The organism is Cytophagia bacterium CHB2 (assembly GCA_030263535.1).
Lineage (GTDB): Bacteria > Zhuqueibacterota > Zhuqueibacteria > Zhuqueibacterales > Zhuqueibacteraceae > Coneutiohabitans.
The window spans coordinates 1-15262 of record SZPB01000132.1; the positions used below are offsets into that span (position 1 = coordinate 1).

Sequence of the window (15262 nt, forward strand, 5' to 3'; positions counted from 1 at the left end):
CTTTGTGCACACGCGTAAAATGTCATTTGTCAAATAGAATTACAATTACGCCAACAGACTGCTGACTGCTAGTTGAGCTTGTTCGCTGGCTGAGCTTGTCGAAGCCAGCAAGCAAGGCCGTAGATCACTGCCAAAAACAAAAATCCCGCAGAGATTTTTCTGCGGGATTTTGCTTTATACCCAGATTGCGTTCACCGATTGGCCCCCGACAGCATTACCCATCGGCGCAAATCATGATTTATTGCTTGCAGTTTTCGGTAGAGTGATGATGAACTCCGTGAAATTTCCTTCTTCCGTTTCCACCCGCATCTCCCCGCGATGCTTTTGAATGATGTCGTAGCTAATCGACAAGCCCAACCCTGTGCCCTGTCCCGGGGGCTTTGTCGTGAAAAAAGGATTGAAAATCTTATCTTTCACGGATTGGGGAATGCCGGTGCCGTTATCCCGAATGCGAATTTCCACTTTGTCGCCCAGATTTTTTGTGCGCACGGTTAGGGTCGGGACGTACACACCTGCGCCCTGCTGTTTTGCCATTTCATCCCACTTTTTCTTTTTCTGCAACACGGCATAATTCGCATTATTGATGAGATTCAAAAAGACCCGGCTCACATCCTGGGGCACGACTTCGATGGTTCCCGCCGAGGCGTCGTAATCTTCTTCGAGTGTAACATTGAAGCCGTTTTCTTGCGCGCGCATGCCGTGATAGGCCAGACTGACGGCTTGTCGCAGCAAATTGGTGATGTCCGTGTTTTCGCGATCGCCGCTTTCGGCGCGGGAATGCTGCAACATGCCGCGCACGATGCTGTCGGCGCGTTTGCCGTGCTCATTGATTTTTTGCGCATTTTGTTGCAGCGTCTGCAACAGTTCCGTGATCGCCGTGACGGCGCGGGAATCGATCTTGCTTTCCTGTTGCTCGATTTCTTCTTTCAGCTCTTGCGCCAATTCCACCGACAACACCGCAAAATTATTGACAAAATTCAGCGGATTCTTGATCTCATGCGCAATGCCCGCCGTCAAAGAACCCAGTGAGGCCAGCTTCTCCTGCATGATGAGCTGCTCTTGCGTTTTGATGATCTCAATATTTTTCTCTTGCAGCTCTTGCAGGATCTCCGCCTTGATGATGGCGGACACCGCATGGCTGCGGAACCGGCTCAATTTGTGGGCATCAGATTGGCTAAACGCATCCGGGTTGGTCAGGTTGTCAAAAATCAAATAGGCCTCGGTTTGTCCCTGCCGCACCGCCGTCATCACCAACACTGAAATCGGCCCGGCGGGCGTAGCGGCATTTTCTTCATAAAGCGTCTGCAAATTGCGCACGATATAAACGCCTTCGCCCACCTGTTCCGAGCCGGTGGTGTAGCGTTGGGCAAGTTGCGCCGGAGTAAAAGCAATGTCTTTCATGCGCGCTAAATCATAACCGGCTGCGGCCGCGAATTTGAACAATCCGCTGTTGGCATCGTAAAGCAACACCGAGGCCTTTTCCGCCTGTGGAAATAATTTCAAACCCTGATCGAGCAGGGAGCGCAAGACGTTCTCCAAATCAACCTCGCGGTTGATTTTTTTCACAATGTCGTCCAGGGTTTCCAATTCTTCGGTTTGCTGCCGGACTTTTTCCGTGCGCTGCTGCACGATTTCTTCCAGGGCGCGGCTGCGCTGCACGAGTTGCTGGGTGCGATACTTGATCAGGCCGTAAACGCCGAATCCGGCCAGGCTCAGGTAGATCAGATACGCCCACCAGTTGCGGTACCACGGCGGCAAAATCTTGAACGAATAAACTGCTTCCGCGCTGACATGATCATAGGCATTCTTCGCGCGCACGTGAAAGCGATACCGGCCTTCGGAAATATTGGTATAATCCTTTTTCGTCTCTTTTGTCCAGGCGGACCAGCCTTTGTCGAAATTTTCTAAATAATATTGAAAACGATTGCCGGAATCATTGTCATAACTGGAAGCGGAAAACTCGAAGCGTAGAGAGTTGTTGAGATAGGGCAGCGGTGAAGCCATGGTCAGCGCATCTTCGTTTAGGCCCGCTCCGCCAAACAGCACCGAGTCGCCGTTCACGGTAATCACGCGGCGCAGCAACGCCGAAAAATTCACGGCATAATCTTTTTGCGCGGCGGCGTCATAGCGCACCAAGCCCTCGGGTCCGCCGATCCAGGTGTTTCCTACGCCCATTAACGTTTCTTCACGTTCACAATAAATATCCCAAATGGTGAAATCAGAGAGCCGCGCGAACGGCGAATACTGCCAAACATAGCTGCCGTTAGGTTGGCGTACCGCCACGCCGAATTGTTGTGCCGTCCCGCTGCCAGATTGCAACCACAAATTGTCGTTGTGATCTACCGCGGCTTCACCAGTGCTGTGCGCGCTGTCGGCGTAGATCGCTCCGAACGTGCTATCCGGCAGGAAGCGCTGCGCCTTTTCATCAAAGCGAAAAAGCCCCTTGCTGGTGGCAAACACTTCACGGCCGGTAAGCGCGATCAGCGAAGCCCAGCCGTAATCTTCTGGTAAGCCATGACGCCGATCAAATATCTGGATCGGCGGATGAGCAAGGCCGTCCGACAAATCCACGCGCAAATAACCTTGTGAACGGGTTCCCAGCCACAAGATGCCGTTCGCGGTTTCGGCCATGTCGCGCACTTCGACTTCCACTCCGTTGACTTCGCCGGCCTCGCTCCACTGCCGCGTCTTGGGATTGAAACGCAGCAACGCCAGTCCGTTCTCCAGGCCAACATAAATCAACGTCGTGTCTTTTTTTGAACGATAGAGCGCATAGGAATGGCCCGCCGATTCACGCAATAAACGGGCTTGCGCGCCCTCGATTTGATAAACCCCGGCATGCGTTGCCGCCAGCAAGGTTTCGCCGGCTGATAGCAACGCCCAACATTGTTCTGCAATGCCGCGAATGGGTTGAAAAGCAGCGCGGGAAATGGCAGGCGATCGCGGCGATACCACCGCAGGTTTGAGATAAAAAACGCCCTGATGCGTTGCCACATACAATGTGCCGCGATGCCGCAATGTGGATTCGACGCTGCCGCGCAAGCCGGAGCGTTCATCAAAGAGTGCCAACGGTGAAGGCGTTTCGACGCGCGCGATACCGTTGTTCAAGGCCAGCCACAACCCTTGTTGCGCATCCGTGGCCAGCAACCAAACGTTGTTATCCTGCAAACCCGCGTCTTTATCGAGAAGAAGTTGCAATCTGCCCGAGCGATCGATGATGGCGACGCCGCCGCGCAAGGTTGCCAGCGCCACCTCGCCGTTAGCCAGCGTGACGCCATGATATAATTGGTTCTCTAATAGGAAAGCATCAATTTCGGTGGGAAACGGCAGCGCCTTGAGGCCGTCATACACGAACAAGCCCTGCTCGCGCGTGCCGATCAAAATGTTATTGTCGCCGAACGGCAGCATCATGTAAATCCGCAGTTCGGAAAATTTCTCGCCGTCGCGGATGAGTTGCAACGAATCGCCGGCCATTTGCAAAAGCCCCACGCCCGGCTGGCGAATATACAGCACGTCGTTGACGACAAACGAAATATGAAAAGGATGATCCGGTCGCCACAGGCGCATGCGCCCGTTCGACCACAGGAACAAACGATCAAAGGCTTGAAAGTACACCCCGGATTTCGTCGCATAAACTTTGGCGATCTCGACAAAATCGCGGGCCTCCGGCGGAATGCTGTCCAGCAGCGAAACATACTGCAATTGTCCGATCACGTCCGGCGCCAGAAAACCAATCGTGCTTTGCGCACCGACATAAATTCTGCCGTCTGCCGCCAACGCCAGCGCGCGCACGACGCTGCCGGTTTTCACGGGAATCAAACGCCATGAAACGCCGTCGTATTCAAGCACGCCGGAATTATTGCCAAAATACATGACGCCGCGCTCGTCTTGCGCGATCGCCCAATTTTGCACATCGCCGCCGTGTTCTTTCGGGCTGTAGTTTTTAAAATAAGGGATTCCGATTTCTTTCACGTGCCTCAGCGCAGGCTCATCGGAGGGGGAGGACGAGAGAAGAGCAGCAGAGTAACTCACGAGGCAGATGAAACAGGTGATGATTCTTTTCATGACGGTCAAACCGAAGTACCGGCATAGCGCAGCGTTAAGATCGTCAAATCGTCCGCTTGCGGTGCGCCGCCGACGAAGGCATTGATCTCTTTCACTATACCCGCGATTATCTCCGTCAGCGGGGCGCCGGTCAACTGTTGCAACGAGGCGGCCACGCGTTCTTCCCCGAATTGTTCATGATCGCGATTCATTGCTTCGGTGACGCCATCAGTGTAGAGCATCAGCCCTTCGCCGGGGGCTAAAGAAATTTTGTTGACTTGATAATCCCAATGTTCGAGCAAGCCCAACATCAAACCGTCCTGGCCCGTTAACATTTCGGTGTGGCCCGGCGGGCGTATGATATACGGACGATTATGGCCGCCGTTGCAAAAAGAGACTTCGCCGGTGGCGGTGTTAAGAATGCCGTAAAAAACCGTGACGAACATTTCGTCAACGCTTTCCATAAATAGAATGCGATTCACTTGCTGCAAACACTCGTGCGGGGGCAGACCTTTGAGGGCGGTGGCCTTGAGCACAGTTTTGCTGACGGCCATGAACAGCGCGGCCGGCACGCCCTTGCCGGACACATCGCCGATCACAAAACCGACCTGCTGATCGCCGATCAAAAAGAAATCATAAAAATCGCCGCCGACTTCGCGCGCGGGAATCATCTCGGCGTGCAGTTCGAATTCGGCGCGGCCGGGAAAGGGCGGGAACGTTTTCGGCACGATGTTTTTTTGAATCGCCTTGGCGACGTCCAGCTCGCGCTGCAACGCCACGAGTTGATCGCGCTCCTGCGCCGCTTTTTTCAGCAAACTTGCTTCGTAAATGGTTTTTTTGATGGTGAGGTCAAGATCGTCGAAATCAATCGGCTTGGTCACAAAATCGAATGCGCCGTGGTTCAATGCCGTGCGGATGTTTTTCATGTCGCCATACGCCGACACGATGACGGTTTTGAGCAGCGGATAATTCTCCGTGATTTTGGCGAGCAAGGCCAGGCCGTCCATTTCCGGCATGTTGATATCGGTCATGACGACGTCGATTTCGCCGTCTTCCTGAAGTTTGGCCAGAGCTTCGACGCCGTTACTCGCAAAAACGAAGGCCAGTTCCTTCTCGCGCACTTGCCGGCGGAATTTCTGGCTGATCATGAGCGACAAATCCGGTTCGTCATCTACCACAAGAATCTTGGTTGGCATGAAAGGCGGCCTCAGAGATTGAAAATCTTTTGTTTCAGGTCGTCGAAGTTGATGGGTTTGGTGATAAAGCCGTCAGCGCCGCCGGCCATGGCGGTTTGATAGCTGCGCTGGTCGCCGTAAGCCGTAATCAAAAAAACTTTCAAGCGGCTGAATTCGAGCTTGATGCGTTTCAACAGTTCATAACCGCCCATGCCCGGCATGTTGATGTCGGAGAGAATCATCACAAAATCAGCCGTGAGATGATTGCGCAAAAAATCCAACGCATCTTCGCCCGACAGGGCAAAATGAAACATCACCTGATTCGCTTTTATCTCTTTGCGAAACTTTTGTTGAAAGAGCAGAGCAACATCTTGCTCATCATCGACCACGAGGATTTTTGCGCTCATTATTTCCCGCCTGAAAAACTTGATGATTAAAACCGATAATCCGCAGATATTCAGCCGCGCCGCCGCAACCACGCCTGACTTATAAAATTCACAGCACAAACCGCGCACGGCCGCCGCTTTATTTGTTTTTGCCCGGTTGCTGCGCCTCCATCTCTTGCAACGCTTTGCTGGCTTCGCGCAGGACATCTTTAATATCTTCGCGTCCGGCCAGAGAGTCGGCGAGCGCCGCCATCTTTAACGCCTTCGCAATCTCCCTGCGGATGATGACGGAATCGGCGGCCACAACGGTGACGATTGCCGGCAAATCTTTTAAGGCTTCCAAAGCCTGCCAGGCTTGCGAATTTTTTTCCGGCACAGGCTGCGTTTGACGTTGCAACTCGCGCAAGCGCTGCAATTCCTGCTGCAAACGCGCTTGCTCGCTGCGCAAATGCGTGGCAAAATTTTGCTGCGCCACGACGAGCTTTTTCTGTTCCAACCGTTGCCATTCCCGCGTCAGGGTTGCATCATTGCGCCGCATAATTTCATGCTTCAGGGAATCATCTACAATCAATCGCATCTTCATACCCGGCTCAAAGCGATATTCCATGTGCATGCGCGGCATCTCGGGCGCGACCAAAGCGCCATGCAGCTTGTGATTGAATTCATACAAATTTTTGAGGCGTTCGTTGAGCGCAGCCCAAGCTTCCGGCGTGTTCTCAAAAACGTCCACCCTGGTTTCCGGCGGGCGCGGCAATGAATCCTGGCCGGCTAGTGCCGGAACTTCAGGCGCTTCCGGCGGAAGGACGCGCACGATGCTTAACTCTTTTTCCAGCTCGCCCTCCGGCAAAGCAGCCAGCGCCAGCACGGCTTCCACTTGCTGCGCGGTCAGCGCTTCACTGGCGTTACTGGCATTGAGAATGCTTGCCGCGACTTTTTCCACCTGTTCCGGCGGAATCTTGCGGTCGGCGACTTCCACCAGGAATTGATCATACTTTTTCTTCAACTCATCTTTATCCGCGCCCTCCGGCACCGTGGCAAAGAGCTGGTTGCCCAACAGCGCCAAATAACTTTCCACCCCTTGCTTGCGGACTTTGCTAAAGAACCAGCTCAAGCTGGCTGCCAGCGCCAGCAGCAGCATGACAAAGCCGGCGTCTCGCATCATTCGTGACATGACATTACTCCAAGCCTATAACCATAAAATTGATATTTGCATCACTATCAAAAATCTGTAAAGGCACAGCCCAGTAATTCAATAACATGACTTCTTCCCCAACAAAAAGTTTTGCTGAATTTTACCAACGGCGCGTTTCGCGATGCGCTGGCGGCAAAATAATACTGTTCGAGCAAAATTACAATGAGCAAGAAAGATTAGCACATTTTTCAGAAAAGCAAGGATTTTCTTGAGACGGGTCATTTGTGCGGCTTTCCGGGCGCGAGCCAAATAGAACCGGGCTACATGCAAAATAACCGCCGGAAATTTAGTCACGCCATCTAAATAGCGTACTCGTTTTTGAAGCCGTTAACAAACGCAAACATTCATTAATTTTGAAATTCGCGTTGATTAAACGTCCATAGACTCAGGGTGTATCGCGCTTGTTTGCCCCTCACTGCGGCGCGCCCTTTCGTGGCAATATTTCCCTTGACATGGCAAAAAAGATTGGCTACTTTTCTGGCGTCTTCACAACGCACTTGGCTGAAGCAGCAGTGTATCTGCAAATCTTGTTGTACGCGACAACATGATTTATCTAAAAACATACTCCCCTAAAAATTCAGACCACTACAGGCAACCATCTTTCGCAACTACAGGAATCTTTCGTTTTTTTTCTCAAGCCTAAGAAAAAGGAACTGCGTTTTATTCGAGATAAAATTCAAAAAAACAAAAGATTTCATTGAGAGAATTCCGTTGGCCTGAGTCTTGCAAAACTGTAGTACTTGCCATTCTGTTGCTATTAAAATTTCATCTTTATTTCGGAATCAGAATCATAGGCTGGCTGCAATTCCAGCAGAGTGGATCAACCGAAATAAGTTGATCAGGTTAATCCGATCACCCATTGAAAGCGTTCACATCATCTTTCATCCGCTCTAAAATTTACAGATTTTGTTTGTGCTTGAAGTTGTTTCGGTCTTGAACGTCCAAGCTGTACGAAAACATTTGATTGCAGAGCATCTGAGCTGCCCGAGGTTTTTCTGGTATTCGGGGTTTCACACGGTCTGAAGGTGATATTTCCGGGGACTATTACATTGTTACTCTGAAAAATATATCCCAACGTGAATGTCATTCTGAAAGAATCTTGTGAAAATTCGTTCTTGGCCGCATGCTTCACAGGATTCCTTCTGAGTGACACATAAAACAGTTACATAAATTAAAGTAACAGTGCACTATTCTTTTCTATCTTGCGCGCATTTTTTCTTCCGCAGTTGAGATTCAAATTGTCATAGTCTTTTGGAGAGGAGAGTCTCGCATGCCCAAAAAGTTACTTCTCGCGCTCGCTGCTCTTGTTTCTTTTTCAGCGCTCGCAATCGCCGGAACAACCGGCAAAATTGTGGGCACGGTGAAGGATGCCGAGACCGGCTTGCCGTTGCCGGGTGTTAATGTCATTCTCACTGGCACGACCATCGGCGCGGCGACGGCGGCGGATGGCTATTATGTGATACCTTTTGTTCCCGCCGGCACATACACCCTCCGCGCCACCATTATCGGCTATACCGCCTATGAAGTCACCCAGGTGCGTGTGAATATCGATCTGACCACCACCATCAACATCTCGATGAAATCAGAGGTGTTGACCGGCGAAGAGGTGGTCGTCGTGGCACAGCGGCCGGTCGTGCAAAAAGACGTCTCGGCTAGCACCGCAAATCTGAATATCAAAGAGGTCGAGGCCTTGCCGATCGTGCGCCTCGAAAATGTCGTGGCGTTGCAGGCGGGCGTGCGCTATGGCGATGACGGCATCATCATTCGCGGCCGGGTTACGGACAATACTGCCAGCCAGACCGCGTTCGTGGTCGACGGCATCACGCTGCGCGATGAGCGCGACAACAAGCCCTACACCGCCATCAGCTACACAGCCATCGAAGAAATTCAAATTCAAACTGGCGGATTTAATGCGGAATATGGCAATATCCGCTCGGGTGTCGTCAATGTCACCACCAAGGAAGGCAGCAAAGATCGCTATAGCTTCGGCATGATTTCACGCTATAGCCCGGCCGCGCAAAAACACTTCGGCCCTTCCCCGCATGATCGCAATTCCTACTGGGTCCGGCCGTTCGTCGACGATGCCGTGTGCTGGACTGGAACCGACAACGGTGCGTGGGATGAGTTCACCCGCAAGCAGTACGCCCCGTTCGAAGGCGGCTGGAACGCAGTGGCGCAAGCTCGTTTAAGAGATGACGATCCCACCAACGATCTCACGCCACAAGCTTTGCAGCAACTTTATTTGTGGCAACATCGCCGCCAACTTGACATCGTTGACCCGGATTATGACTTTGACGTGAGTTTGGGCGGCCCGGTGCCGGTGATCGGAAAAGCCCTTAAAGACCTGCGTTTCTTCGCCTCCTACCGCACCTCGCAGGACATGTACGTCATTCCGCTCTCGCGTGACGGCTATCGCGACTACAACATGCAATTGAAGCTCACCGCGGATATCACACCCAAGATGAAGTTGATGATCGAAGGCATCAACGGTCGCGAGCGCGGAACCAACAACAACAATGCTGGCTTGCCCGGCCTGTTCCGCTCCACCGGCAGCATTGCTTCGGCGCTGAATCGCGTGAGCTATATTGAAACGCGCATGTTTAATACCGATTACTGGGCGCCTTCCGCGATCACCCGCAACAGCATCGGCGCCAAGCTCACCCACGTGCTCAACCCTTCGACATTCTATGAAGCGACCTTGCATTACTTCCGCTCCAAGTATGACACCAACCCCGGGCGGCCGCGCGACACCACCCCCCGTTACGAATTTGGCGACGGCTATCTAGTGGACGAAGGGCCCTTTGGCTTTTACGCCTTTCCAGCGCCGGGCTTGGGCACGCCGGATTTTCGCATGGGCTTCGGCATGAGCAATTCGCGCGACAGCAGCAAAGTGGGCGTGCTTGCGGCCAAGTTCGATATCAGCAAACAGATGGGTCGTTTCAACCAAGTCAAAGCCGGCGTCGAGTATGTCTATACCGACAACAATGTCAACTATGCCCAGTGGGACTATTATCTCCCCGACAACAATTCGCTATCAACCTGGCACACCTTCCCGCAACGCGGCGCCTTGTACGTGCAGGATAAACTCGAATTCGAAGGCATGATCGCCAATCTCGGCCTGCGGCTGGACTATTCCCATGCCGGCGGCGACTGGTATGTGATTGAGAGTCCCTTTGACCCCGCCTTTTCCGGCGCTAAGGCCGACGGCATCGACACCCTGCTGAGCAAGACCGCAACCGAGCGGAAATTCTCCCTCAGCCCGCGCCTGGGGGTCGCCTTTCCCATCTCCGTGAACAGCAAACTCTACTTCAACTACGGTCATTTCCGCCAGCTTCCCACGCCGGATGATCTCTTCCTGTTCCGGCGCTCTGCTTCAACCAAGGAAGTAGTGCGGATCGGCAACCCCAACAATCCTCTGCAAAAAACCGTGGCCTATGAATTGGGCTATGAGCACAATTTGTTTGATCAATATCTTTTGCGCTTGGCCGGCTACTACAAGGACGTATCAGATCAACCACGTTTGGTGAGATACCGCAGCACGCGCAACGCCGTGAACTATCAAATCACCGAGCCGACGAACTATGAAGACATTCGCGGCTTTGAATTCACACTTTCCAAAAATCGCGGCAACTGGTTTCAGGGCTTTCTGAATTACACCTATCAAGTCAACACCTTTGGCAACTTCGGCTTCGCGCAATATGTTGATATTCGCAGCCAGCAGCAGATCTATGAGAACGACACGCGCACGCATTATCAAACCAAGCCCCTGGCGCAGCCGTTCGCGCGCGCGAATGTTTATTTCTTTTCGCCCTCTGCTTTCGGTCCGCAAGTGGCAGGCTGGCATCCCCTGGAAAACTGGCGTCTCAATATCCTGGCGAGCTGGTCTTCCGGTGCTTATTACACGCCCCCCGGCGGCGCGAACATCACGGAAATTCAAAACATCCTGCATTGGAAGAATTTCTATAGCGTGAATCTGCGTTTGAGCAAGACCTTCCGCCTCGCCAATGCCGATATTCAATTGTTCATGGATATGAACAATGTTTTCGACATCAAGTACATGTCCCAGGGCGGATTCGTGGACGCGGAGGATTACGAACGCTATTTGAAGTCATTGCATTACCCGGAAGCGGTCGGAAATACCCTGCGTAATTTCGATGCCGGCTACTCGCCCGTTGTCGGCGATGATCGTCCGGGCGACTATCGCACCGTGCCGTACGAGCCGTACGATCCGAATGATCCCGATGAAGCCCGCAAGCAAAGAATTCTCGAGACCAAGGCCTATATCGATATGCCGAATCAGGAGTTTCTCACGTTTCTCAACCCGCGGGATGTCTTTTTCGGATTGCAGTTGTCGTTCAACCTATTTTGACATGATACCTGTTCGTAGTAGCGCCTTCAGGCGCTCCCGGCTATTATAGCGTCAAGCCCTGGCGTGAAGATGCCATACCCCCGCGGCGGAATGGCACTTTCGCCGGGCACAAAAGATCTGCTATAACATCGAGCGCACAGGAGGCTATTACGAAATTCATTTCCACTCGAGGGAGCAATGAAAATGATGTCTGATCTCAAGCACGCCTCGCGCCCGGTTGTGTTGATCGGTTTGCTGGCAATTCTCCTTGCACCCAACCCGGGCTCGGCACAATTCCAGAATAGATTCATGTCTGCCGGCTCGTTGCACAGTTGGTTTTCAGCCATTGGATGTGAGGTCGAGGTCGCCGGGCCGGTCGGCAATCAACAAGACGGCATGCAATGGCCGGCCATCTATGCGTACCAGGACATGCAGGCAGCCCGGGCTTTGTGGATAGGCGCGGTCAACTTCACCGATGAATCGGGCGCCAACTATCCCTACAAAGTCGTACACGCCGGCCCGCGCGTCAGCGGCGCCAATGAATTCTTCCCGCTTGAATTCAAGATGATCAGCAGATTTGAGCCGCCGGAAGTCTCGGTTGATGGCGAGGCGTCTTACGACAAACCGATTGACAACGACGAGGTTGATCCAACTATGGCGGCCGATCGCATGCTTGTCGTTACGGTCAACACGCAGCTTGGCATCACCATGACCCGCAAGATCATGCAATTCAGCCAGGACTATCATGACAATTACTTCGTCTATGATTATACCTTCACCAACACCGGCAACACCGACGGCGATGCAGATATCGAATTGCCCAACACCACGCTGGAGGGCGTGTATTTCTATTTTCAGTACCGCAACTCGGTTTGCGCCGCCACCCGCTATGTCATCGGCAATGCCACAGGGTGGGGGATCAATGCGATGAATGATGCGCGCGGCGACGGCATCAAACCCGATCCGCCGGGCGAAAATTTCCGCGCGCAATTCACCTGGCACGGCAAGTACCCGGCCTTCACGCTCTACGACAACATCGGCGGCCCAATCTGGAACCCGGGCAGTGGCGTGGGCACGACAGAGGCCGACACCACCGGCCGCCTGGGCGCCACCCAGTTCATCGGCGTGGTCACGCTGCACGCCGATCGCTCGGCCACCGATAAAACCGATGACCCCGCCCAGCCTTCCACCACCAGCACCGAAGGTTCGGATGAGCCGCTGCAATCCAACAATGACGCCTTCAACATTCCCAAGATGACCCTGGAATATGGCTGGATGTCGAAAGGCCACCAGCCGCGACATGCCGACCGCGTCGAGCCGAGCGGGAACTTCATCGAGCCAACCGGTGATCCGGCACTGGGCACGCCCGGCGGTTTTTCGTTCGCCAATGGTTATGGCCCCTACACCCTGGGTCCCGGGGAAAGCATTCACATCGTCATGGCCGAAGGCGCCGCGGGCATCAGCCGCGAACGGCAGGAAACCATTGGCCGGCAATACAAACGCGGTCAAATCACCGCGCGTGAGAAAAACACTTGGGTCATGTCGGGACGGGATTCCCTTTTCCAAACGTTCCGGCGCGCGATCGCCAACTTTAATTCCGGCTATGCTATTCCACGCCCCCCGTTACCGCCGCGAGCGGTCACAGTTGAAGGCGGCGGCGACCGTATTACGGTGTCTTGGGATACCTATGAAGCTAGTGATCCGAATCTCGCGGGCTTCGAGATCTATCGCGCCGTTGGCTCGAAAGACAGCACGCATACCATGATTTACAGCGCCGGACCCGATGAGCGGAGTTTCACAGATACTTCGCCGATTCGTGGTCGCGACTATTATTATTATGTCGTCTCGGTCGGCAAACCGGAAAACAATGACGGCACTGGTTTGACGCCCCGCGGCGCTTTGCGCAGCAGCCGTTATTATGCCCAAGCCTACAACCAGGCCAATCTCAAGCGGGAAGCCGGCACCTCATTGAGCCAGATTCGCGTTGTGCCTAATCCCTTTCACATTTCCGCGCCGCGCGGGGCCTTGCGTTTTGATCAGCCCAATCAAATCAAGTTCTTCAATATTCCCGGCCAGTGCACCATCAAGATCTTCACCGAAAGCGGCGAGTTGGTTCAAACGATTGAGCATACCGACGGCAGCGGCGATGCGGAATGGAATTCCATCACCTCATCCAATCAAGTCATTGTCAGCGGTTTGTATATCGCCGTGGTCACGGACAAGAATACCGGTGAAAGCGCCATTGTGAAATTTGTGGTGATTCGCTGAAGCGGTGAGATTGGGATAACAGATCCGCCAGCATTGAGATTTCATGCGATGGATACCAAGAACCCCCAGCACAATAGGTGTCTCAATGATGAAAACGAATAAAATTTGGAAGTGGAGTTGCCTGATTCTGGCGCTGGCTCTCACGCCCCTGCTGGGCCAGCAGAAACTCGCGCAAACCGGCCTGAAGTTTTTGAGCGTAACGACCGACGCGCGCGCCAGCTCGATGGGCGAGGCCACCGCCACTCTGAGCGGCACTTCCGCCGCGATGTTTTTCAACCCGGCGGGCATGGCACGTATGGACACCAGGATTGAAGCAGCACTGGGCCAGGTGCAATGGATTGCTGATATCAAATACTCCTATGGCAGCCTGGCGCTCAACTTGGCCGAGGGCCGATATGGCGTGCTCGGCTTGAGCTTCTTGTCGGTTGATTATGGCGAGGTTTTCGGCACCATTCGCGCCGACAATGACGCCGGCTTTCTCGACACCGGCACCTTCAGCCCCACTGGCCTGTCCGTTGGCCTCGGCTATGCCAAGGCGCTCTCGGACAAATTCTCCGTGGGCGGAAATCTCCGCTATGTGAAACAGGATTTGCAGAGCAGTATCATTGGCCTCAATACCGACGGCACCCAAATGCTCACGGACAACCGCGTCAATGTCATGGCCTTTGATTTTGGCATTATCTATCGTACCGGTTTCAAAAGCCTGGACTTCGGCATGAACGTGCGCAATTTCTCCAAAGAGATCAAATATCAAGACGAGTCCTTTGAATTGCCCCTGACCTTTGAGATCGGCCTGTCGATGAACGCCATGGATCTGCTGGCAGCCGCGGAGACCCAGCATGATTTCATCGTCTCAGTTGATGCGATACACCCGCGCGACTATGCCGAGCAGATGAACATTGGCGCGGAGTATGTTTTTGTCAATTCGTTTGCCTTGCGCGCCGGTTACGCGTTTCCCAATGACGAACAGCATTTCAGCGCCGGCGCGGGTTTCCGCAAGGCTTCGAATTTGGCGCTGGATTATGCCTACACCCCTTTCGGTTTATTCGATCCGGTGCATCGCTTCTCGATACGCATCGGACTCTAACGGCGCTCGCTGTGCCGGGCGGGCGGTGTGCGCGACTTCTTTCGAACCATGCATCAAGAAAGGGTGAGACGACTTGAGTCATGAAAAAGATTGGAACATCATTATGAGAAATAACATGTACAGCTCGCGCAGCCTGGCTTGTGCTCTCGTACTGTGTGCTGCGCTTCTGCATCTCAGTTGCGAAGATGAGCCAACCCCGAGCCTCTTCGATCCCAACGCTTCGGAAAAATTGAACCCAGTGATCACCGCGATTGAACCCGCGGACAGCTCGCTGGCGGGGGTCGGCGAATTGACCATTAGGGGCCAAAATTTTTCAACCGTGCCGCAGGAGAACCTGGTCTATTTTAATGCAGAGCCGGCCGTGGTGGCGGCAGCCTCCGCTACAGAGCTGAGAGTCAAGACCCCCAATATCGTTGCGGACTCTATTTCCATCAGAATTGCCGTCCAGGGCGCGCCGCTGTTTAGTTCGACCGCGTGGTATAAATTAAAGCCGGCCGCCGTGATTTTAAGCGACCTGAAAAGCCCGGGCCAGGACGTGGTGAAGGCTTTTGGCTTGGACGTGGATCTAGACGGCAACATTTACGTGTCAACCGAATTGAATACGATTAAGAAAGTCGCTCCGGATGGAAGATTGAGTGTGCTAAAATCGAATGCCAGTTTTATTCGTGCGAACGCATTGAAGGTGGGACCGGGCAACGTTCTTTATGTTACCAACGTGGTTGCGCGGCTCCGAAGAATCTCCACCATCGCGCCAGACGGAAC

Annotated in this window: 8 protein-coding genes; 4 read left to right on the forward strand and 4 right to left on the reverse strand. The window is 53.4% G+C overall.

The window, feature by feature from the left end:
- Positions 1-231: 231 nt before the first annotated feature.
- From FBQ85_14150 to FBQ85_14165, 4 genes are all read right to left on the reverse strand, one after another.
- Entirely contained in the window at positions 232-4065 is a 3834-nt protein-coding gene (locus FBQ85_14150; GenBank protein MDL1876297.1) for a hypothetical protein, read from the reverse strand.
- A 5-nt stretch (positions 4066-4070) separates the two neighbouring features.
- On the reverse strand, positions 4071-5240 hold the full coding sequence (locus FBQ85_14155; protein ID MDL1876298.1) for a response regulator: 1170 nt from the start codon (positions 5238-5240) through the stop codon (positions 4071-4073).
- 11 nt (positions 5241-5251) lie between these two features.
- Positions 5252-5626, reverse strand: coding sequence for a response regulator (locus FBQ85_14160; GenBank protein ID MDL1876299.1), 375 nt, complete (start codon positions 5624-5626; stop codon positions 5252-5254).
- A gap of 118 nt (positions 5627-5744) precedes the next feature.
- Positions 5745-6776: a hypothetical protein gene (locus FBQ85_14165; protein ID MDL1876300.1), complete on the reverse strand. Its 1032-nt coding sequence runs from the start codon at positions 6774-6776 to the stop codon at positions 5745-5747.
- Positions 6777-8067: 1291 nt separating this feature from the next.
- Between FBQ85_14165 and FBQ85_14170 the strand changes: the two genes are divergently transcribed.
- The 4 genes from FBQ85_14170 to FBQ85_14185 form a co-directional block, all read left to right on the forward strand.
- Entirely contained in the window at positions 8068-11166 is a 3099-nt protein-coding gene (locus FBQ85_14170; GenBank protein MDL1876301.1) for a TonB-dependent receptor, read from the forward strand.
- 177 nt (positions 11167-11343) lie between these two features.
- Complete coding sequence (locus FBQ85_14175) at positions 11344-13413, forward strand: fibronectin type III domain-containing protein (protein MDL1876302.1); 2070 nt, start codon at positions 11344-11346, stop codon at positions 13411-13413.
- Positions 13414-13498: 85 nt separating this feature from the next.
- Entirely contained in the window at positions 13499-14500 is a 1002-nt protein-coding gene (locus FBQ85_14180) for a PorV/PorQ family protein (GenBank protein ID MDL1876303.1), read from the forward strand.
- 103 nt (positions 14501-14603) lie between these two features.
- The coding region (locus FBQ85_14185) for a hypothetical protein (protein MDL1876304.1) at positions 14604-15262 on the forward strand (659 nt) is incomplete at its 3' end.

What these genes read in the sequence shown, in the direction of transcription:
- FBQ85_14160 (MDL1876299.1), bottom strand. Translation starts at nt 5,626, where the DNA reads ATGAGCGCAAAAATCCTCGTGGTCGATGATGAGCAAGATGTTGCTCTG.
- FBQ85_14170 (MDL1876301.1), top strand. Translation starts at nt 8,068, where the DNA reads ATGCCCAAAAAGTTACTTCTCGCGCTCGCTGCTCTTGTTTCTTTTTCA.
- FBQ85_14150 (MDL1876297.1), bottom strand. Translation starts at nt 4,065, where the DNA reads ATGAAAAGAATCATCACCTGTTTCATCTGCCTCGTGAGTTACTCTGCT.
- FBQ85_14165 (MDL1876300.1), bottom strand. Translation starts at nt 6,776, where the DNA reads ATGTCACGAATGATGCGAGACGCCGGCTTTGTCATGCTGCTGCTGGCG.
- FBQ85_14155 (MDL1876298.1), bottom strand. Translation starts at nt 5,240, where the DNA reads ATGCCAACCAAGATTCTTGTGGTAGATGACGAACCGGATTTGTCGCTC.
- FBQ85_14180 (MDL1876303.1), top strand. Translation starts at nt 13,499, where the DNA reads ATGATGAAAACGAATAAAATTTGGAAGTGGAGTTGCCTGATTCTGGCG.
- FBQ85_14175 (MDL1876302.1), top strand. Translation starts at nt 11,344, where the DNA reads ATGAAAATGATGTCTGATCTCAAGCACGCCTCGCGCCCGGTTGTGTTG.